This window comes from Saccharothrix xinjiangensis (assembly GCF_039527585.1).
In the GTDB taxonomy this organism is placed as follows: Bacteria; Actinomycetota; Actinomycetes; order Mycobacteriales; family Pseudonocardiaceae; genus Actinosynnema; species Actinosynnema xinjiangensis.
Window position 1 is genome coordinate 59682 of sequence record NZ_BAAAKE010000006.1, and the last position, 19986, is coordinate 79667.

General features: G+C 76.2%; 18 protein-coding genes and 1 pseudogene. 9 read left to right on the forward strand and 10 right to left on the reverse strand.

Annotation, left to right across the window (positions count from 1 at the left end; genetic code table 11):
- The first annotated feature begins 24 nt into the window (after positions 1–24).
- Positions 25–579 (forward strand): GNAT family N-acetyltransferase, encoded by a 555-nt coding sequence (locus ABD223_RS15730; protein WP_344037268.1) that lies wholly within the window; start codon positions 25–27, stop codon positions 577–579.
- Here the strand turns inward: ABD223_RS15730 and ABD223_RS43525 are convergent.
- Entirely contained in the window at positions 569–904 is a 336-nt protein-coding gene (locus ABD223_RS43525) for an acyl carrier protein (protein ID WP_380647714.1), read from the reverse strand. The two genes, ABD223_RS15730 and ABD223_RS43525, sit on opposite strands and share 11 nt — an antisense overlap.
- A 45-nt stretch (positions 905–949) precedes the next feature.
- Here ABD223_RS43525 and ABD223_RS15735 point away from each other — a divergent pair, with 45 nt between their 5' ends.
- A complete protein-coding gene (locus ABD223_RS15735) occupies positions 950–1093 on the forward strand; it encodes a hypothetical protein (RefSeq protein ID WP_344036965.1) in 144 nt (47 codons plus the stop codon).
- A 334-nt stretch (positions 1094–1427) separates the two neighbouring features.
- Entirely contained in the window at positions 1428–4163 is a 2736-nt protein-coding gene (locus ABD223_RS15740) for an ATP-binding protein (protein ID WP_344036966.1), read from the forward strand.
- On the opposite strand, the gene ABD223_RS15745 is transcribed toward ABD223_RS15740, so the two are convergent.
- Both ABD223_RS15745 and ABD223_RS15750 read right to left on the reverse strand, forming a co-directional pair.
- On the reverse strand, positions 4147–5556 hold the full coding sequence (locus ABD223_RS15745) for an FAD-dependent monooxygenase (protein WP_344036968.1): 1410 nt from the start codon (positions 5554–5556) through the stop codon (positions 4147–4149). The two genes, ABD223_RS15740 and ABD223_RS15745, sit on opposite strands and share 17 nt — an antisense overlap.
- An 80-nt stretch (positions 5557–5636) precedes the next feature.
- Positions 5637–6509, reverse strand: coding sequence for an alpha/beta fold hydrolase (locus tag ABD223_RS15750; protein ID WP_344036969.1), 873 nt, complete (start codon positions 6507–6509; stop codon positions 5637–5639).
- A gap of 140 nt (positions 6510–6649) precedes the next feature.
- Here ABD223_RS15750 and ABD223_RS15755 point away from each other — a divergent pair, with 140 nt between their 5' ends.
- Positions 6650–10045 carry an ATP-binding protein gene (locus tag ABD223_RS15755; RefSeq protein ID WP_344037269.1) on the forward strand — a complete coding sequence of 1132 codons (3396 nt, stop codon included), beginning with the start codon at positions 6650–6652 and terminating at the stop codon, positions 10043–10045.
- A 208-nt stretch (positions 10046–10253) separates the two neighbouring features.
- Complete coding sequence (locus tag ABD223_RS15760) at positions 10254–11423, forward strand: extracellular catalytic domain type 1 short-chain-length polyhydroxyalkanoate depolymerase (protein ID WP_344036970.1); 1170 nt, start codon at positions 10254–10256, stop codon at positions 11421–11423.
- Positions 11424–11433: 10 nt separating this feature from the next.
- On the opposite strand, the gene ABD223_RS15765 is transcribed toward ABD223_RS15760, so the two are convergent.
- The 6 genes from ABD223_RS15765 to ABD223_RS15790 all read right to left on the reverse strand — a co-directional run bounded on the left by ABD223_RS15765 (position 11434) and on the right by ABD223_RS15790 (position 16089).
- Positions 11434–11658 carry a hypothetical protein gene (locus ABD223_RS15765; RefSeq protein ID WP_344036971.1) on the reverse strand — a complete coding sequence of 75 codons (225 nt, stop codon included), beginning with the start codon at positions 11656–11658 and terminating at the stop codon, positions 11434–11436.
- 87 nt (positions 11659–11745) lie between these two features.
- The gene (locus ABD223_RS15770; RefSeq protein WP_344037270.1) at positions 11746–13044 is read right to left on the reverse strand and encodes a PP2C family protein-serine/threonine phosphatase; all 1299 of its coding nucleotides are present in this window, start codon (positions 13042–13044) and stop codon (positions 11746–11748) included.
- Between the two features lie 27 nt (positions 13045–13071).
- Positions 13072–13872 carry an alpha/beta fold hydrolase gene (locus ABD223_RS15775; protein WP_344036972.1) on the reverse strand — a complete coding sequence of 267 codons (801 nt, stop codon included), beginning with the start codon at positions 13870–13872 and terminating at the stop codon, positions 13072–13074.
- Between the two features lie 40 nt (positions 13873–13912).
- Positions 13913–14542 carry an MBL fold metallo-hydrolase gene (locus tag ABD223_RS15780; protein WP_344036973.1) on the reverse strand — a complete coding sequence of 210 codons (630 nt, stop codon included), beginning with the start codon at positions 14540–14542 and terminating at the stop codon, positions 13913–13915.
- Positions 14542–15627 (reverse strand): S-(hydroxymethyl)mycothiol dehydrogenase, encoded by a 1086-nt coding sequence (locus tag ABD223_RS15785; protein ID WP_344036974.1) that lies wholly within the window; start codon positions 15625–15627, stop codon positions 14542–14544. Before ABD223_RS15785 ends, ABD223_RS15780 begins: the two co-directional genes overlap by 1 nt.
- Positions 15628–15714: 87 nt before the next feature.
- Positions 15715–16089 (reverse strand): hypothetical protein, encoded by a 375-nt coding sequence (locus tag ABD223_RS15790; RefSeq protein ID WP_344036975.1) that lies wholly within the window; start codon positions 16087–16089, stop codon positions 15715–15717.
- 322 nt (positions 16090–16411) lie between these two features.
- Between ABD223_RS15790 and ABD223_RS43530 the strand changes: the two are divergent.
- The 4 genes and pseudogenes from ABD223_RS43530 to ABD223_RS15805 form a co-directional block, all read left to right on the forward strand.
- Positions 16412–16759 (forward strand): annotated as a pseudogene (locus tag ABD223_RS43530) (hypothetical protein); the annotation flags it as partial.
- Between the two features lie 67 nt (positions 16760–16826).
- A complete protein-coding gene (locus tag ABD223_RS15795; RefSeq protein WP_344036976.1) occupies positions 16827–17639 on the forward strand; it encodes a hypothetical protein in 813 nt (270 codons plus the stop codon).
- Positions 17636–17905: a hypothetical protein gene (locus tag ABD223_RS15800; RefSeq protein ID WP_344036977.1), complete on the forward strand. Its 270-nt coding sequence runs from the start codon at positions 17636–17638 to the stop codon at positions 17903–17905. The genes ABD223_RS15795 and ABD223_RS15800 overlap by 4 nt, the downstream gene beginning before the upstream one ends.
- A 700-nt stretch (positions 17906–18605) precedes the next feature.
- Positions 18606–18974 carry an STAS domain-containing protein gene (locus ABD223_RS15805; protein ID WP_344036978.1) on the forward strand — a complete coding sequence of 123 codons (369 nt, stop codon included), beginning with the start codon at positions 18606–18608 and terminating at the stop codon, positions 18972–18974.
- A gap of 62 nt (positions 18975–19036) precedes the next feature.
- Here the strand turns inward: ABD223_RS15805 and ABD223_RS15810 are convergent, their stop codons facing one another.
- Entirely contained in the window at positions 19037–19732 is a 696-nt protein-coding gene (locus ABD223_RS15810) for a hypothetical protein (RefSeq protein WP_344036979.1), read from the reverse strand.
- Positions 19733–19986 lie beyond the last annotated feature (254 nt).

Sequence of the window (19986 nt, forward strand, 5' to 3'; positions counted from 1 at the left end):
GTCCCACACAGAAAGCCGTCGGTGATGCTGGTCAGCGAGAGGCTCGTCCTGCGGCGGTTCCGCCCGGGTGACGCGGAGGCGTTCGCCGCCTACCGCTCCGACCCCGAGGTGGCCCGCTACCAGGCGTGGGACACACCGCTGTCGTTGGAGCAGGCCGCCGCCGCCGTGGCGCGGCACGCGGCGGCCGACCCGGATCGGGTCGGGTGGTTCCCGTACGCCATCGCGCTCGACGGCGAGCTGATCGGCGACATCGGCGTCAACCTGCACGAGAACCGCGGGCAGGCCGACATCGGCTTCAGCCTCGCGACACCGTTCCAGGGGCGCGGCTACGCCACCGAGGCCGTCGAGCGCGTGGTGCGGCACCTGCTCCTGGACCGGGGACTGCACCGCGTCTCGGCGGAGTGCGACCCCCGCAATACCGCGTCCGCGCGCCTGCTGGACCGCGTCGGCTTCCGGCGCGAAGGGCTGCGGAGGGAGAACACGTGGTTGCGCGGGGAGTGGGTCGACGACCTGCTGTTCGGCCTGCTCGCCCCCGACTACCGCCGGGGGCGGGCGGGCGACGCCGAGCTCAGTCGGTGAAGGCGCTGACCGCGCCCGCGCCCTTGCCCGGGACCTCGCCCCAGCGGCGGAGCTTCACGGCGACGGCCAGGTAGCGTGCGCTCGTCGGGGTTCCACGACGTGGAAGTGCGACTCCTTGACCAGGGTCGTGGTCGTAGACCAGCCCCGCGGGCAGGTTGCGCCCGGTGGCGCGGGCGAGCCGGTTGCGCAGGCCGACCGCGCCGAGCGAGTCGAAGCCGAACTCGCGCAGCGGCCGGTTCGCGTCGACCTCCTCCGGGTACGTCCGCGACGACTCCCGGTTCGTGCTCCAGTCCCACCCGTCACCGGTGCCGAGCGGCGCGCAGATCCGCTACCCGGAGGCCGACACCTACGACCGCTACCAGGTCGGCGGGTGCCCGGTCCCGGCACGGCCGCCGCGGCGGGCCTCAACCTCACGTGCACCCCGCCCAGCAGCGCGAGCCTGCTGTGCAACCTGGGCCTGGGCACCCTGTCCGGCCTCTACGGCCAGGTGGTCCTGGAGATCATCACCCCGTGAACCGCACACCGGCACAGCCACCACCGCTGTGGAGGCGCCGAATCGACCAGGCGTTGCCCGACCGCGACGCCGATGCCGGGCAGCACCTCGCTCACCCGCGGCGGCAGGTGCGGCGCCGGGAGGCCGCCGAGGGCAGCGGGCGCACGGGGGAGGCCGTCGCCGTCCGCGACTTGGAGCAGCGGCGTCGCGTCGGTGACGGCCTGGTCCGATCGCGGTTCCGTCGTCGCCCGCCGCCGCCCGTCCGTCCACAGGTGGGCTTCCCCGCGCCCGCCCGCCGCGTGCGCCTTCCCGCCGCCGGGTCGGCTCCGAACCCCGCCCCTGCGAGAATGGCGGCGTGCGGATCAGGGTGCTCGGCCGCCTGGAGGTCACCGACCCGGACGGCACGCCCGTCCACCTCGGCGGAGCCATGCTGCGCGCGCTGCTGGTCCGGCTGGTCGTCGACGCGGGCCGGGTGGTCACCGCCGACCGGCTGATCGCCGACCTGTGGCCGGATGCCGCGCCCGCCGACCCCGCCGCGGCCCTCCAGTCCCTGGTCGCCAGGCTGCGCCGGGTCCTCGGCCGGGACGCGATCGGCTCCCACCCCACCGGCTACCGGCTGGACGTGCCGCGCGAGGACATCGACGCCGAGGTCTTCGCCCGCGCCGTCACCGAGGGGCGACCGCACGAGGCGCTGGCCCTGTGGCGCGGCGCGCTGCCGGCGGGCGTCGTCGACGCCGACTTCGCGCGGGCGCCGGTCGCCCGCCTGGCCGAGCTGAGGCTCAGCGCCCTCGAAGCCCGCATCGACCTGGACCTCGCGACCGGCGGCGCGCCGGACCTGATCGCCGAGATCGAGGAGCTGGTCGCCGCGACGCCGCTGCGCGAGGGGCTGCACGCCCGCCTGGTGCGCGCCCTGTGCGCGCGTGGCCGCCAGGCCGAAGCCCTCGCGGCCCACGAGCGCGCCCGCGCGGTGCTGGCCGAGGAGCTGGGCGCGGACCCGGGCCCCGAGTTGCGCGAAGCCCACCGGCAGGCCCTGCGCGCGCCGGTTCGGCGGTCGCCGCTGCCCGCCCGGCTGACCAGCTTCGTCGGTCGCGACCGCGAGCTCGACGAGGTGGTCCGGGCGCTCGCGGGCGCCAGGCTGGTCACGCTCACCGGCGCCGGTGGCGCGGGCAAGACGCGCCTGGCCGTCGAGGTCGCCGAACGCGTCCTCGCGACCGCGCCGGACGGGGTGTGGTTGGTCGACCTCTCACCGGTGGTCGCGGCGGACGCCATCGGGCTCGCGGTCCGCGTGGCGCTCGGCACCACCGACGAACCCGCCGACGCCCTGGCCGACCGCGAGGGCCTGCTGCTGCTGGACAACTGCGAGCACCTGGTCGACGGCGTCGCGGAGTTCGCCGCCGACCTGCTCGCCCGCTGCCCCCGACTGCGCGTGCTCGCCACGAGCCGGGAACCGCTCGGCGTCACCGGCGAGGTGCTGCGCCCGCTCGGCCCGCTGCCCGAGGCGCAGGCGGTCGCCCTGTTCGCCGACCGGGCGCGGGCCGTCCGGCCGGGGTTCGCGCCCGACGAGTCCACCGCGCGGGTCTGCCGGGCGCTCGACGGCATCCCGCTGGCGATCGAGCTGGCCGCCGCCCGCCTGCGCTCGCTCACCCCGGCGCAGCTCGCGCGCCGCCTCGGCGACCGGCTCGGCCTGCTCGACCGGGGCGTGCGCGCCGGTCCCGCCCGGCACCGCACGCTGCGCGCGGTGCTCGACTGGAGCTGGGACCTGCTCGACGAGGCCGAGCGCACGCTGCTGACCAGGCTCTCCGTCTTCGCCGGCGGTGCGACCGCGGACGCCGTCGAGCGGGTCGCCGGCGGCTCGCTCGACCAGCTGGCGTCCCTGGTGGACAAGTCGCTCGTGGTCGAGGTCGACGAGCGCTACCGGCTGCTGGAAACGGTCCGGGAGTACGCGGCGGCCAAGCCGGTCGACCTCGCGGAGGTCCGCGCCCGGCACGCGGCCCACTACACCGAGCTGGCCGAACGGGCCGAACCGCGGCTGCGCGGCCCCGGGCAGCGGGAGTGGGCGGACCGCCTGACCGCCGAGCGGGCGAACCTGGACCTGGCCATGTCGCCGCGGCTGTTCGCGGCCCGGCTGTGGCACTGGCTGGTGCGCACCCAGCTCGCGGAGGCCCGGAGCTGGGCCGCGGGCACCGACTCCGACCTGGCCCGCGGCCTGCTCGACCCGACCCCGGAGCTGCTGGACCGCCTCGCGGCCCGCGACGAGCCGGCCGCCCTGGTCGTGGCCGCGCTCGGCGACCACGCCCACCGCGCCCGCCTGACCGCGATCGCCGACCGGCTCACCGCCTCGGCCGACCCGTGGCGGCGCGCGGCGGGCGAGCTGCTGAAGGGCTACGCCGCCGCGGAGATCGGCGACGGCGGCGCGGCCCGCGCCGAGGAGCACTACGCCGCCGCGGCCCGGGGCTTCCGGGACGTCGGCGACCACATCGGCCTGGCCTACCCGCTGATGTTCCTGTCGGCCCTCCAGTCCGGGCGCGGCGCCACCGCCGAGGCGTTGCGCTCGTTGTCGGAGGCCATGAGCCTCGCGCCCGCCGTCCCGGTGATGGTCTTGGTGCAGTCGGCGGGGCTGCGGGCCCGCACGGGCGACCTCGACCGCGCCCGGCTCGACCTGGAACGGGCGGAGCGGGCCGCCACGCGCGAGGACGACCCGCTCGCCCTGGCCCGCGTGCGCAACGGCCTGGCCGAGCTGGCGAGGCTCAGCGGCGACACCGCGACCGCCCTCGAACAGCACCGGGGCGCCCTGGCGCTCGACCCCTCGGCGGCCACCACCCAGTTCCGGGCTATGGCGCACAGCAACTACGCCAAGACGCTGACCGCGGTCGGCGAGGTGGACCTGGCGGGGGAGCACCACGAGATCGCGGTCGCCCTCGCCCTCCGCAGCCACGACGGCCCGGCGCTGGCGTTCGTGCTGGAGGACCAGGCCGCGTGGTGCGCGGCCAGGGGCGACCGCGCGGCGGCGGTCGCCCTGCTGGAGCGGGCCGGGCGGGCGCGGGGCACCGACAACCCCGGCCTGAGGGCCGCCATCACCGGGGTGCCGTGACCCGGATGCCCCGCGACCACCGGTCCAGGTAGGCGCCGACCTCCTCGGCGTCGTCGGCGAACAACCCGATGTGGCCGTCGGGGCGGACCACCGCGACCGCGTCGCCCCGCACGTCGAAGGCCGGTGCGTCGGTGACCGCGTACGCGCCGTCGTAGCGGGCCCGCCCGAAGGTCAGCACGGTGAACCCCGGTCCGGCCAGCACGGCGTGCACCCGCCGGGCGCCGCACCACCCGTCCGGCGCCCGGTCGCCCGCCCGCACGGACCCGGGTTCCGCCCGCAGCTCGACCGACAGCGCGCTGCCGCGGTAGTTCACCCCCAGCTGCCGCAGCGCCGGGTCGCTGCGGTCCATCGCGTCCTCGCCGCCCGCGAGGACCCGGCCGAACAGGGCGCTGCTGATGCCCAGCACCTCGGCGGCGACCGGCATCCGCTCGGCCTCGTAGCTGTCCAGCAGCTCCTCCGCGCCGAGGGCCAGTTTCCAGCCGAGGTTGTAGGCGTCCTGCACCCCGGTGTTCAGGCCTTGGCCGCCGGTCGGCGCGTGCACGTGGGCGGCGTCGCCCGCGAGGAACACCCGGCCCACCCGGTAGCGGTCGACCATGCGCACGTTGGGCCGCCACGAGCTGGACCAGCTCAGGTCGCTCACCACGAGGTCGTCGCGCCCGGACGCCTCGGTGAGCAGGGCCTGGAAGCCCTCGACCGAGGCGTGCTCCAGGCGCGTGGTGACGACCTGGAAGCTGTCGGTGCCTGCCAGGGGGCACGCGCCGAGCACCGGCCGGTCCGAGTCCCCGTCGGCCCAGAAGTGCCAGTGGTCCCGGTCCAGGCCGGAGATCCGCACGTCGGCGATCAGCTGCCGGTGGTCCTCGTCGGTCTCGCCGACGAAGCCGACGCCCAGCCCCCGGCGCACCGCGCTCCGGCCGCCGTCCGCGCCGACCAGGTACTCGGCGCGCACCCGCCGGTCGCCCAGGCGCGCGGTGACCCCGGAGCCGTCCTGCTCGAACCCGGTCAGCTCCACGCCCGCCTCCACCCGGCCGCCCAGCTCGGCCAGCCGTTCGCGCAGGATCCGGCAGGTCCGCCACTGCGGCAGCATCAGCGGGTTCGGGTACGGCACGCCGTGCCGAGGGGCGGCGACCTCGTGCATCGACCGCTCCCACACGACCTCGCGGCCGCGCCAGGCGCGCATGGGCGGGTACGGGCCGCCGTGTTCGAGGACCCGGTCGACCACCCCGAGGTCGGCGAAGACCTCCAGGGTGCGGGGCTGGAGGCCCTTGCCGCGGGAACCGGCGAACGTGCCGGGGTCGCGGTCGACGACGAGGTGCTCGACCCCGCGTCGGGCCAGGTCGCAGGCGAGGGCGAGGCCGGTCGGTCCGGCTCCGGCGATGAGAACTCGGGTGTCCATGCCGGGCACGGTGGCGGGGTGCGCTGCCAGGGCGCCGGCAGCGCGCTGCCGGCGCGCGGCCCGGGTGTGACAGCGGCGGTTCAGCGGCCCATCAGGTCCCGCAGGGCCTTGACGGTGTCGGCGGGTGCTTCCTCGGCCATGAAGTGGCCGCAGGAGACGGTGGTGTGCTCCAGGTCGTCGGCCCAGGCCCGCCACCGCGCGGTGGCGTCGTAGCCGAGGGCGGCGCCCCAGTCCTGCTGGAGGACGGTGACGGGCATGCGGAGCCGGTTGCCGGCGCGCCGGTCGGCGGCGTCGTGCTCGACGTCGGTGGTGGCGGTGGCGCGGTAGTCGGCGACGATCGAGGTGACGGCGTCGCGGGACGCGGCCAGGTAGGCGGCGCGCACGTCTGCCGGGATGGCGTCGGGTGAGCGGGTCCAGCCGTCGAGGAAGTGGCCGAAGAAGGCGTCGGGCGCGGCGGCGATGAGCTGCTCGGGCAGGCCGGGCGGCTGCGCCATGAGGTAGAGGTGGAAGGCGACCGCGGCGGTCGCGCCGTGCAGCACGTCCCAGGTGTCGAGGGTGGGCAGCGTGTCGAGCAGGGCGAGGTGGCTGACGGCGTCGGGGTGGTCGAGGCCGGCGCGGAAGGCGACCAGGGCGCCCCGGTCGTGGCCGGCGAGGGCGAAGCGGTCGTGGCCGAGCAGGCGGGCGAGGGCGACGACGTCGGCGGCCATGGTGCGCTTGTCGTAGGTGCGGCCGTCGGTGTCGGCGGGTTTGTCGCTGTCGCCGTAGCCGCGCAGGTCGGGGCAGATGACGGTGTGGTCGGCGGCGAGGTCGGTGGCCACGTGCCGCCACATCAGGTGGGTTTGGGGGAAGCCGTGCAGCAGCACGACCGGGTCGCCTTCGCCCGCGGTGGCGACGTTGAGCGCGACGCCGTCGGCGACGGTCACCCGTCGGTAGTGGAATCCGGGGATCTGCATGGTCGGCCTTTCGGGTTGGTGCGGTGCCTTGCCACCAGCGTCGATGAGGTCGATGAGCGGTCGATCAGCAACGGGTGAGCGGCGCTGCCGGGCCGGTCCGCGCGGGTTAGAGTGCGCGGCTCAAGGGGAGGTCGGTGTCGGTGCGGTTCGGCGTGCTGGGTCCGCTGGTGGTCGAGGACGACCGGGGCCCGGTGGGGGTGGGCGGGTCGCGGCACCGGGCGGTGCTGGCGCGGCTGCTGCTCGCGCGCGGTCGGGTCGTGCCGGTGGAAACCCTGGTCGACGACCTGTGGGAGGAACCGCCCGGCGGTGCGGTGGGCGCGGTCCGGACGTTCGTGGCGGCGCTGCGGCGTGCCCTGGAACCCGACCGGCCGCCACGCGCGCCGGCCCGGCTGCTGGTGACCGCGCCGCCCGGGTACGCCCTGCGCGCGGAGGCGGGCGCGGTGGACGCGTGGCGGTTCGAGGCGGCCGTGGCGGAAGTGGGTGGGTTGTCGGCGGGTGCGGCGCTGGCGCGGGTGGAGGAGGCGCTGGGGTGGTGGCGCGGACCCGCGTACGCCGAGTTCGCGGACCTGGCGTGGGCGCGGGGCGAGGTCGCCAGGCTGGACGAGTTGCGGCTGCTGGCGCTGGAGCGGCGGGCGGGCGCGCTGCTGGAGCTGGGGCGGGCCGCGGTGGCGGTGCCGGACCTGGAGGCGCACGTCGAGGGGCACCCCTGGCGGGAGGACGCCTGGCGGCTGCTGGCGCTGGCGCTGTACCGGGCGGGGCGGCAGGGTGACGCGCTGGGTGCGCTGCGCCGGGCGCGGGAGGGGCTGGCCGAGGCGCTGGGGGTGGACCCCGGCCCTGACCTGCGGCGGTTGGAGGCCGACATCCTGGCCCACGCGCCTCACCTCGTCGAGGTCGGGGAGGAGGCCCCTGCCGGTCGGGACGGGGGTGTGGCGCGGTCGGCGGGGCGCGGGGACGTGCCGGGGTTGGTCGGCCGCGATGACGAGCTGGCCGGGTTGGGTGGTGCGGCCGAGCGGGCTGTCGAGCGGCGGCGGCCCGTGCTGGTGCTGGTCTCCGGTGATGCCGGCGCGGGCAAGACCGCCTTGGCCGAGGCGTTCGCCGCGCGCCTGGCGGCCCGCGGGTGGACCACGGCGTGGGGCGCCAACCCGGACGCGGAGGGGTTGCCGGCGGCGTGGCCGTGGAGCCAGGTCCTGGACACCCTCGCCGCTGCGGGCCACGGCTTCCCGGCAGGCGACGGGGAAACCGGTGGTGGGGAAGCCGGTGGTGGCGACCCGCTGGTCGCGCGCTTCCACCGGCACCGCGCGGTCGGAGCCCACCTGGCCGGGGTCGCCCGCCGCGCCCCGCTGCTGCTGGTGCTCGACGACCTGCACTGGGCGGGGGAGGAGACCCTGGCCCTGCTCGCCTCGGTGGTCACCGACTCGGATGCCCACCCCGTCCTGGCGATCGCGACCTACCGCACCACCGACGTCCCCGCCGCCCTGTCCGACCTGCTCGGCCGCGTGGCCCGCGCCGAACCGACCCGCGTCTACCTCGGCGGCCTGCCGGTGGCCGCGGTGCCGGACCTGGTGCGCGCCACGACCGGTCGGGACGTCGACGCCGCCACCGCGACCGCGATCCACCGGCGCAGCGGCGGCAACCCGTTCTTCGTCCGCGAGCTGGCCCGGCTGGCCGCGGCCGAGGGCCCGTCCTGGGCCGAGTCGGTTCCGCCGGGCGTGCGCGACGTGGTCCGCCACCGCCTGGCGAGCCTGCCCGAGCCGGTCCGCGAGGTGCTGCGGCGGGCCGCCGTGGTCGGCGCCGACCTCGACCTGGAGCTGCTGGCCGCCCTGGCAGGCCCCGGCGTGCTCGACGCGGCGGAGACCGCGACCCGGCGCGGGTTCCTCGTCGAACGCGGCCCGGGGCGGTTCAGGTTCGCCCACGCGCTCGTGCGCGACACCCTCTACCAGGACGTGTCCGGTTCGCGCCGGGCCCGTTGGCACGCCGACACCGGCGAAGTGCTGGAACGGCTCCGCCCGGACGCGGTGGACGCGCTGGCCCACCACTTCCTGCTGGCCGAGAGCCCGGGGACGGACGCCCGCGCCGCCCACTACGCCCGCGCCGCGGCCGAACGGGCCGAACGCCACCGCGCCCCGCACGAGGCGGCCCGGCTGTGGCGGGCCGCGCTCGCCGCCCACGACCGGGCAGCCGCCCACGACCACCCGCCCGCCGCCGACCACCACCACCCGCCCGCCGGCGATCACCGCGCGGGCGACCACCCACTCACCGTCGACCGCCCGCCCGCCGTCGACCACCGCGCGGGCGACCACCCGTCCACCGCCGACCACCCATCCGCCGCCGACCGCCGTGCGGGCGACCCGGCGACCCGGCTGGAACTGGTCATGGGCATGGTCCGCACCCAGGCCGTCACCGGGGACCTCGACCGGGCCCGCCGTCACCGCGCCGAGGCGCTCGCCCTCGCGGACGGCCTGGGCGACCCCGAGCTGACCGCCCGCGTGATCGCCGCCTTCGACGTGCCCGCCGTCTGGACCGACCACGACGACCCGACCCTGGCCCACCGGATCGCCGAGATCACCGAACGCACCCTGGCCGCCCTCCCGCCCGACCGGACCGCCACCCGCAGCCGACTGCTGGCCACCCTCGCCCTGGAACTGCGCGCCACCGGCGGCGACCGCGCCCGCGCCGCCGCCCGCGAGGCCGAGGCGCTGGCCCGCGAGTCGGCCGACCCGGCGGTGCTGGCCTTCGCCCTCAACGCCCGCTTCATGCAGTCGTTCCACCGCGCCGGCCTCGCCCCCGACCGCGCCCGCACCGGCGCCGAACTGGTCGACCTGGCCCGCCGCCACGACCTGGTCACCTTCGAGGTGCTCGGACACCTCGTCCTGCTCCAGGCGCACTCGGCGCTGGCCGACTTCGCCACCGCCGACCACCACGCCGCGGCGGCCGACCGGCTGGGCGAGGACCACCGGCTGCCCCTGGTCGGCGTGTTCACCCGCTGGTACCGGGCGTTGCGGACCGGTGTCACCGGGCAGGGCGCCGAAGCCGCCTACCGGGCCGCCGCCGCCCGCCTGGCGGGCACCGGCATGTCCGGTGTGGACGAAGGCATCCTGCCGTTCGCCCTGCTGTGCCACCGCCTCCAGCGCGGCGAACGCCCCGACCCCGACCCCGACACGGGCTTCGGGGCCTATGAACCCTGGTGCCGCCCCCTGTTCGAACCAGGCGCCGACGTCCCGGACTCGCCCCGCGACCTGCTCTACGAAGCCCGCACCTGCCTGCACGCCACCATCGCCGTCCGCCGCGCCGACCTGCCGGCCGCCGAGCGCCTGCACGCGGACCTCGAACCGGCCGCCGACGAGTTGGCGGGCGCGGGCAGCGGGATGCTCACCCTGCGGCCCGTGGCCCACCACCTCGGCGACCTGGCCCGCGCCCTCGGCCGCCACCGCCTGGCCGCCGACCACTACCGCCACGCGCTGGCCGTGGCAGAACGCGCCGGCGCGCCGCACTGGGCCGCCGCCGCCCGAACCGCCCTCGACCGCCCGGTGTCCTGAACCCCCGCCCGCCCGATGTCGTGAACCTCACCCGTCCGGTGCCCCGACTCCCTCACCCACCCGGTGTCCTGAGTGGAGTGTGGCGCGCCGATACCCGGCCGCCGCCGGCAGTGGTGGCGCGCACCACGGCGCACCGGCTCCGGCGGTCCCTACCATTCACCGCAACGCGAGTGACGGCCGTCACTCACCTCAACGGGGAGGTCGCGTCATGCCCGCTCGTCGCCCCGCCACCGCGGTCCTCGCCGCCGCGCTGGCCGCCGCGCTCGCCGTCGTGGGGTTGTCCACGGCAGGTCCCGCCCGCGCGGCCTCGCTCCAGGAGGTGACCGGTTTCGGCACCAACCCCGGCAACCTCCAGATGTTCCGCTACGTGCCGGACGACCTGCCCGCCGGCCGCCCCGTGGTCGTGGCGCTGCACGGCTGCACCCAGAACGCCACCGCCTACGCCACCGGCACCGGCTGGGCGAAGCTGGCCGACCAGTGGCGCTTCTCCGTGGTCTTCCCGCAGCAGCGCGCGGCCAACAACCTCAACTCCTGCTTCAACTGGTTCGAACCCGGCGACACCAGGCGCGGCGCGGGCGAACCGCTGTCGGTCAAGCAGATGGTCGACCGCACCCGGCAGGACGTCGGCGCCACCACCGCCTACGTCAGCGGCCTGTCCGCGGGCGGCGCGATGACCTCGGTCATGCTCGCCACCTACCCCGACGTCTTCTCCGGCGGCGGCGTGGTCGCCGGTCTGCCCCACGGCTGCGCGACCTCGGTCGTCCAGGCCTACGGCTGCATGAACCCCGGGGTGGACCTCACCCCGGCCCAGTGGGGCGACAAGGTCCGCGCCGCCCACACCGGCGGACCGCGCCCGAAGGTGTCCATCTGGCACGGCACCGCCGACACCACCGTCGCACCCGCCAACGCCGACGAGCTGGTCGAGCAGTGGACCGACGTCAACGGCACCGACCAGGTGCCCGACGTCAGCGACACCGTCGCCGGCTACCCGCGCCGCGCGTACGGCGGCGTGGTGGAGCTGTACCGGATCACCGGCATGGGCCACGGCCACCCGGTCGACCCCGGCGCCGGCGCCGCCCAGTGCGGCGCGGCGGGGGCCTACGTCCTGGACGTGAACATCTGCTCCGCCTACCACATGGGCCGCTTCTGGGGCCTGGACGCCGGCTCGCCCACCACGACCCCGACGTCGACCAGCGGCGCCCCGAAGCCCCCGTACACCGCGACCGCCACCGGCACCGCGACCGAGCACTACGTCGCCGGCCGGGTCGGCGTCACCGGCTACACCACCCTGGGCGCGCGCTACGGCTACCGCGCCGCCTTCACGCTCTACCGGTGCGCGGCGGGCTGGACCGACAAGCCCGACTGCTCGCCGCTGTAGGACCGCGCCCTCAGGGCTCGGCGCTGCCCGACGGCTGGACCTCGACGATGTTCGCCGCGTCGAGCACGAACGTGGAGCGGTCGGGCAGCAGCAACGACAACCACGACCGGTCGGTCTCGGGGTCCACCACGTGGGCCCCGAGGACCACCCCGGTCAGGAACGTCTCGGGGGCCAGCACGTCCGGGTTGAGGTAGGTGACGATCGAACCTGGTTGGGGGAGGGACGGATGAGCCATGACCAACACCTCCGACGCCGGATCAGCCGCGCCGACCGCGTGGCGCCCCGGTCGGATACCCGGCCACCGGCGCGGCAACCACGCAGGTCACACTGATGAAGGCAGCAGCACGTGCGCGCGGTCCGGGCTCCACTCCAGCAGCAGCAGGGTGGCGTCGTCCTGCAACCGGCCCCGCTGGTGCTCCAGCACCGCTCGGGTGACGCGCCGCAGCGTCTCCGGCGCGGGCATCCCGGCCGCCTCGTGCTCCTCGACCAGCCCGACCAGGCGGTCCAGCCCGAACAGCTCGCCCGACGGGCTGCGGGCCTCGACGATGCCGTCGGTGAGGAGCAGCACCCGGTCACCCGGCCGCAACCGCGCCGTCGCCGGCCGCACCGGGGCCTGCTCCAGGTGCCCCAGGCCCAGCGGGGTGCGCAACGCGCCCTCCAACTGGCCCACCGCGCGCCCGTCGCGGAACAGCACCGGCGGCGGGTGGCCCGCGTTGAGGTACTCCAACACGCCCGTGTGCAGGTCCAGCCCGGCGAGCAGGGCGGTGGCGAAGCTCAGCCTGCCGATCGAGTTCTGGCTCGTGATGCTCCGGTCGGCCAGCTCGGCGGCCTCGACCAGGCCCAGCCCGCCGCGGCGGGCGTTGCGGGTGGCGGCCAGGGCCACGGTCGTGGTCAGGCCCGCGCTCATGTCGTGGCCCATGGCGTCGATGAGCGCCACGTACGCACGGTCGGCGCTCACCGCGTAGTCGTAGCCGTCACCGCCGACCTCGTCGTAGGGCTCCATGGCCGCGGTCACCACGACCCGCTCGGAGGCGAACGTCTGCGGCGGCAGCATCTGCCACAGCAGTTCCGAGGCCACGGTCAGCTGCTTGGTGCGGCGCAGGACGTGGAACAGGTCGCTGTAGTGCTGCTTGCTCTGCACCAGGTGACCGGCCAGGCCCGCCAGCGTCCAGCAGTGCGCGCGCAGCTCGGTGTCGGCCGGGTCGGCGCCTTCGGGCAGGTCCACCCGCACCACGCCCAGCCGCTCGGTGCCGTTGAGCAGCGGCAGCCACAGCCGGGACGGCGACGGCGACGGCGACGGCGCGCCGATGATCTCGAGGTCCCGGTAGGCCCGGCCGGCCTCGGACGAGTCGACCGGCAGCTCCGGGCCGCCCGCCACGGGGTGCAGCAGGCGCTGGGCCAGGTCCACCACGTACAGCCGGACCGACACCCCCAGGGGCGCGGTGGCCTTGTCGAGCAGGGGCGTCAGGTCGTCGGCGGTGGCCAGGTGGGAGCCGTCGATCACCCGCCGCAGCACGCCGTGCCACGCCGCGGGGTCCACGACCCCGCGATCCGCCGTCGTGAGGTCCACCGCCCCGGGCCCCGCGGCCCGGGGGTCCGCTGAGGTCGGCTCCGCGTCCATGGTCACGGATAGCCACCGCGGCCGGTTTCAACCGTCACCGAGCAGACCCGCCCGCCGGGCCGCCCGCGCGATCAGCGCCGAGGTGGCCCCGCCGTGCTGGTAGGGGAACGTGTGGGCGCCCGACGTCGTCTCCGACCACCCGTCGGGCGCGGCCGCGGCCAGCCGCTCCACCCAGCCCCTCGGCGAGAACGCGTCGTGCTCGCCCCGCACCAGCAGCGTCGGGCAGCGCACCCCGGTGATCACCTGCTCGGGCCGGTCGCGCTGGGCGGAGCGGACGAACCGGGCCAGGTCGCGGGGCCCGCCGCGCACGTAATACGGCACGGTCACCGGCAGCAACCCGGGCGGCTCGCGCCGGGAGTTGCGCGCGCAACCCCGGAGCAGGCCCGGCAACCGCCGCTGCTCGGGCGGGAACGTCGGACCCATCAGCACCAGCGCGCCCACCCGGTCGGGGTGGTCGGCGGCGACGTGCAGCGCGGCCTGCGCCCCGGTCGAGTGGCCGACCAGCACCACCGGGGTGTCGCCGACCACCAGGTCCAGCCACCTCGCCACCGCCTCGGCCACCGCCGGCACCTCCGCCGCGCACGGCCGGGGCCGGTGGTGCCCGAACCCCGGCACGTCCAGCAGGAACGACCGCGCCCACCCGCCGCAGCCCGCCAGCGCGTCCAGCAGGTAGCCCAGCGCGCCGAGCCCCGGCACCAGGACGACCACCGGCCCGTCCTCCCCGGCTCCCGGGGAGGGCTCCAGGCTGCGGACACCACCGTCCCGGCGGACCCGGTGCGGCTGTCGGCTGTCCGGCACGTCCGTGCCCCTCGCGGTGATCACGCCCACCGGTTCACCGCTTCAGGTGACAGCCAAACCCGCGCCCCGGTCACCGGCCCCGGGTGATCCAGTCCGATCGGTGCGGCGCCTCCGCGCCCACGGTGGTGTCGTCGCCGTGCCCGGTGTGCACCACCGTGTCGGCGGGCAGCGTCAGCAGGCGCTGGGAGATCGAGCCGATGATGGTGTCGAAGTCCGAGAAGGACCGGCCGGTGGCGCCGGGCCCGCCCCGGAACAGGGTGTCCCCGGTGAACACCGCGCCCAGCTCGGGCACGTGGAAGCAGCACGCGCCGGGTGAGTGGCCCGGGGTGTGCAGCACCCGCAGGCCGGTGCCCGCGATGTCGATGACCTGCCCGTCGGCCAGTTCGCCGTCGGGCTCGGCCTCCTGGTGGGTCAACCGCCACACCACCAGGTCGTCGGGGTGCAGCAGCACGGGCGCGCCGGTCGCCTCGGCCAGGGCGGGCGCGACGCGGACGTGGTCGTCGTGGGCGTGGGTGGCCAGGATCGCGCGCACGGTCCGCCCGCCCACCACGTCCAGGATCTTCTCCACGTCGTGGGGCGCGTCGATGACCACGCACTCGTCGTCGTCGCCGATCACCCAGACGTTGTTGTCCACGTCGAAGGTCTCGCCGTCCAGGGTGAACGTGCCGCGGGTGACGCCGCGGTCGACGCGAACGGTCATCAGAACACCACCACCGAGCGCAGCACGTCGCCGTGGTGCATCTTGGCGAACGCCTCCTCGACCTGGTCCAGGGCGATGGTCTCGGTGACGAACGCCCCCAGGTCCAGCCGGCCCTGCAGGTGGAGGTCGATCAGGTAGGGGAAGTCGCGGGAGGGCAGGCAGTCGCCGTACCAGGAGGACTTCAGCGCGCCGCCGCGGGAGAAGAAGTCGATCAGGGGCATGTCGATGCGCATGTCCGGGGTGGGCACGCCGACCAGCACCACGGTGCCGGCCAGGTCGCGGGCGTGGAACGCCTGCTCCCAGGTCTCCGGTCGGCCGACGGCGTCGATGACGACGTCCGCGCCGTGCCCGCCGGTCAGCTCCCGCACCCGTTCGACCACGTCCTCGTCGGAGGCGTTGACGGTGTGCGTGGCGCCCAGCCCGCGCGCCCACTCCAGCTTGCGCGGGTCCAGGTCGATGCCGATGACCGTGGTGGCCCCGGCCAGGTTCGCCCCGGCCACCGCCGCCGCGCCGACGCCGCCGCAGCCGATCACGGCCACCGAGTCGCCGCGCCCGACGTTGCCGGTGTTGACCGCCGCGCCCAGCCCGGCCATGACGCCGCAGCCCAGCAGGCCGGCCACCTCCGGTGACACCCGGGGGTCGACCTTCGTGCACTGGCCGGCGTGGACCAGGGTCTTCTCCGCGAACGCGCCGATGCCCAGCGCGGCGGAGAGCGGGGTGCCGTCGGCCAGGGTCATGGGCTGGGCGGCGTTGTGGGTGTTGAAGCAGTACCAGGGCTTGCCCTTCAGGCACGCCCGGCACGCGCCGCACACCGCCCGCCAGTTCAGGACCACGAAGTCGCCCGGCGCGACGTCGGTGACGCCCTCGCCCACGGACTCCACGACCCCGGCGGCCTCGTGGCCGAGCAGGAACGGGTACTCGTCGTTGATCCCGCCCTCCCGGTAGTGCAGGTCGGTGTGGCACACCCCGCACGCCTGCACCCGCACCACCGCCTCACCGGGACCGGGGTCGGGCACCACGACGTCGACCAACTCGACCGGCGCGCCCTTGCTGCGCGACACCACGCCGCGGACCGTCTGTGCCACTGGATTGCCTCCTCGATGAGTGCTGCCCAAGTGAGTGCTACCCGGGTGAGTGCTGCCCGGCGCCGCCGACCCGGCCCGGACGCGGGGTCAACCCCTCGCGGGCCGGGGCAGGAGCAGGTGGACGGCGAAACCCGCCAGGGTGGCGAGCACCGCCTGGTACGCGGTAGCGGGTTCCCTCGGCCACGACCCCGCGAACACCGCGTCCAACTCGGTCGTGACCACGCCGGCCAGGGTGACCAGGCCCAGCGCGTGCCAGCCGAAGAACCCGGCCGCCCACGCGGTCAGCGGCCACCGGCTGCGCCCGGGGCGCAGCAGCAGCCACCCCGCGGACACGCCCGCCGCCGCGTTGAGCAGGGCGCCGACGACGCTCAGCTCGTCCGGGCGCACCGACACCAGCGAGGCGACCGCCTGCGCCACCGCCAGCACGACCACGGCCCACGCGCCCAACCTCGTCCGGTCCACCCAGCGGATGCTAGATCATCACCACGCGGAACCGCTGGCCGGAGCCGGGGCGCCCCGGCCGGCACGGGACTCCGTCCCCGAACGTATCCGGGCCATCACCCCACGACACCCCGGAACCCGTTGTTACGCTCGACGTTCCGGCCGTGGTGATGCCGACGTGGGGGCGTCGCACCGCGGCCGCGGGAGGGGCGTGTGGGGATGGTGCTTCCCTTGATGGGCCGCGCGGCGGAACTCGGGCACGCGGGAGCGGCCCTCACCCTCGCCCTGTCCGGCCGGGCGACGGCGTTGCTCGGCGAGGGTGAACCGGGGATAGGGAAGCCGGTTGCTCCGCGAGATCGGGTCCGGCGCGCGGGAACGCGGGTTCGAGCTGTTCACCGGCGCGGCGCACGAACTCGACGCCCGGCGCCTGTTCAGCGTGTTCACCGACCTGCTGCCGGGCGACCGGCACGGCGACCTCTTCCACACCGCGTTGGACGTGGCGGCGCGCGCCACCGCGGGCCGGCCGGGGCCGGGCGACGAGTCGTTCACGGTGATCGAGGCGATCGTCGAGTGGTTCGAGGAGCGCACCGCCCGCGCGCCCGTGGCCCTCGCGCTGGAGGACCTGCACTGGGCCGACACCTCGACCCTGACCGCGATCGGCGCCCTGGCGCGGCACCTGGCCGACCGGCCGCTGCTGGTCGTCGGCACGCTGCGCCCGGCGCCGCGCCGCAAGGAAGGTCGACCGGCTCCTGGACCGGTTGATCGCGTCCGACGGGAGGGTGCTGAGGCTGGCCGGCCTGTCGCCCGACGCGGCGGCCGAACTGCTGGAGCGGGCACTGGGCGCGGCGCCCGGCGCGGGGCTGCGGCGCCCGGCCGAGGCCGCCGGCGGCAACCCGCTGTTCCTGCTGGAGCAGTTCAGGACGCTCGACCAGCGGCAGGTGCTGCGGCGCACCGGGAACGAGGTGGACACCTCCGCCGCCGTGGTGCCGCCCGACCTGCGGCAGACGCTGCTGCTGCGGTACAGCTTCCTGCCGGAGACCACCCTCGACCTGCTGCGGCTCATGGCCGTGCTGGGCACCTCGTGCCTGGCGGCCGAACTGGCGGCGGTCAGCGGCAGGCAGGCGGTGGACCTGCTCGCCGACCTGCGCCCCGCGCTGGCCACCGGCGTGGTGGACGGTTCCGGCGAGCGCCTGGCGTTCCGGCACGAGATGCTCCGCCAGGCCCTGTACGAGGACGTGCCGCCGGCGGGTCGCCGACGCCGTGGCCCAGGCGCGCAGGTCGCTCGACGCCGCGCGGCGGTCCGGGAAGGCGGTGGCCGAGGCGACCGCGCTGATGACGCTCACCCTGGGCGCCAGCGCCGCCGGCGCGGTCGACCGGGCCCTGGCACTGGGCCTGGAGAGCACGGCGATGGCCTCACCGACCACCACGTCGTTCGACGGCTTCCTCATCGCCGACCTGTGCCTCGGCGTCGCCCAGGTCGACGCGGACCGGCTCGCCGACGCGCGGGCCACCCACCACCGCCGAACTGGTCGACCAGGCCCGAGCCGAACTGCGGGCCTGCGGCGCGGTGAAGGGCGCCGACTGGGTGCTGTGGGTGGAGGCGCTGCTGCTGGAGGCCCGCGGCCGGCCCGCCGAGGCCGCCGCGGCCGCGGCCCGCGCCTGGGACCTGCTGCCCGAACTGCGCTTCCTGCACACCAACTGGACCGCGCCGCCGGACCTCGTCCGGTTGGCGCCGGCGGTGCGCGACACCGACCTGGCGCACCGGGTCACCGAGGGGACCGAGGCCGCGGTCCGGCACCGCCTCCGCCACCGGCGCCGCGCTCGCCGCCGCCGGTGAGGTGGGGCGGGCGCGCCCGCTGTTCCGCCAGGCGCTCGACGCCCTCGACGAGCGCGGCGCGGTGGAGGAGACCCGGCGGATCGGCGCCGTGATGCGCGGGCACGGGATGCGCCGGGGGCCTCGCGACCGCCGTCGCCCCGCCACCACGGGCTGGGACTCGCTGACCAGGACCGAGCTGGTGGTGATCCGGCACGTAGCCGTAGGGACCGGTGCCGCCCAGCTGCCCGTAGGCGCAGGTGGTGGGGTGGGGTACGACTTGTACGACCCTGCCCAGATGCAGTTGCCCATGTCGTACCACATCTCCACCTGGTGCCACGCCGCCGCCGCGCGCTGGGCCGAGACCGCGGACGGGGCGGGCGCCGCCGTCGCCGGGCCGGCGCCCAGCACCCCGGTGAGACCGGCCGCCGCCGCGATGGCGGCGCCGGCCGCCAGGTTCTCGACCTTCATCGTTGTTCCCCTCGTCGGCCCGCGTTCCGGGCGTTGTCCAAGAGCCTCGCGAAAGCGACCGGACCGGAGATCCCTGAACTCAGGGAGATCCACCGGCACGCCCGGCACGTGGTCCGCGTGGTCCGCCCGGTCGGCAGCGGGACGAGCCGCTGAATGGCGGTACTCCTCCGGGTGGGTGACGATGGGGCGTGGCCCGGAGCGACTCACCTGGCCGCGCTCGGGCGGTGAGAACCGGACGAAAGGCGACCACGACGTGCACGCCTCGACAGAGCCCTCGGACCCGCAGCAGTTCGCCGTGGACGTCCACTACCGCCCCGACGCGGTGGTGGTGTCGGTAGCCGGGGAGGTGGACGCGATCACCGCCCCGGAGCTGCGGCGCGTGCTCGACGAAGTCCTGCGCGAGCCGCCGGCCGTGGTGGTGGTCGACCTCCGAGGAGTGGCCCTGCTGGCCTCGGCCGGCCTGGCGGCGTTGATCGCCGCGCACGACCAGGCGGTGCCGGAGACCAGGCTGCGGATCGTGGCCACGGACACCACGCCCGCCATGCGCTCGGTGCAGCTCACCGGCCTGGGCGACCTGCTGGTGGTCCACCCCACCCTGGACCAGGCGCTGGCCGCCAGGTGAACCGGGCTCGGTCCCACCGGGGGATCGGGGGCGGCGGGTCGCGGCCACGGGCGTTGTCGGCGTCAGTCGACGCGCCAGGTGACCAGGACCGCGCCCGCCTCCCGCACCCCCGCGCACGCCCGCCGTTCCACCACCACCCCGGTCACCCGGCACACCCACCTCGTGTCGCCGCCGCCGTACGCCGAAGGCGTGGTGAAGCCCCGCGAGCGCAGGTGCGCCTCCACCGCCGCCCGCCCACCTCCGAAGGTCGCCACCCGCGAGCAGCCACCGGAACCGCACACCGGGGCCACCTCGACGACCCGCACCCCGGCCGGACCGGGCAGGACGCCCTCGTCGCCGGGCCGTGACTCGTCCAAGAGCACCAGGTCACCCAGGGCCAGCGCGAACCCGACGAACACCACCGCGGCCAACGGCACGCAGCCCGGCCGCCACCGGTCCACCCGCGCACCCCCTCGCGCGCCCACCCGCGAACCCACCAGGCACACCACCGCCGCGAGCAGCGGGTACAGCCAGCACACCTCGGCCGCCGACGGCACCCACCGCCCCGACCACCCCAGGCCGTGCGGCAGCGTGAACCACGCCAGCAGCACCAGCAGCGCCGAGCCCACCGGCGCCCCGACCCGCCGGGACCGCCGAGGGTCGGCGCACCACGCCAGGACCGGCGCCACGCCGAACAGCGCGGTCGGCGCCACTCCCGCCGCGAACACCCCCATCGCCACCGCCGCCGCCACCAACGCCACCCGCCACCAGTGCTCCACGCGGACGATGGTGGACGACCGGTGTGGACGGACCGGGGCAGGGCTGTGGAGGAACCGTGCGGATCATCCGCGGCGGATTGCGAAACTGGGCGCCATGAGCCGAAGCGGAACCGGGTTGGACGTGGCGGGCCTGACGGCGGGCCGGCCCACCGGCTTGCCGGGATCCGGCAACGACCCGGAGTAACCGCGCTACGACCATCGGGCGAACCTGGCTACCACCTGCCCTTGTTTGCCGACCACCGGCAAGGTTCGCG

Coding starts and splice junctions, on each gene's coding strand:
- ABD223_RS15730 (WP_344037268.1), top strand. CDS start 25: ATGCTGGTCAGCGAGAGGCTCGTCCTGCGGCGGTTCCGCCCGGGTGAC.
- ABD223_RS15780 (WP_344036973.1), bottom strand. CDS start 14,542: ATGACCGTTCGCGTCGACCGCGGCGTCACCCGCGGCACGTTCACCCTG.
- ABD223_RS15760 (WP_344036970.1), top strand. CDS start 10,254: ATGCCCGCTCGTCGCCCCGCCACCGCGGTCCTCGCCGCCGCGCTGGCC.
- ABD223_RS15745 (WP_344036968.1), bottom strand. CDS start 5,556: ATGGACACCCGAGTTCTCATCGCCGGAGCCGGACCGACCGGCCTCGCC.
- ABD223_RS15770 (WP_344037270.1), bottom strand. CDS start 13,044: ATGGACGCGGAGCCGACCTCAGCGGACCCCCGGGCCGCGGGGCCCGGG.
- ABD223_RS15750 (WP_344036969.1), bottom strand. CDS start 6,509: ATGCAGATCCCCGGATTCCACTACCGACGGGTGACCGTCGCCGACGGC.
- ABD223_RS15765 (WP_344036971.1), bottom strand. CDS start 11,658: ATGGCTCATCCGTCCCTCCCCCAACCAGGTTCGATCGTCACCTACCTC.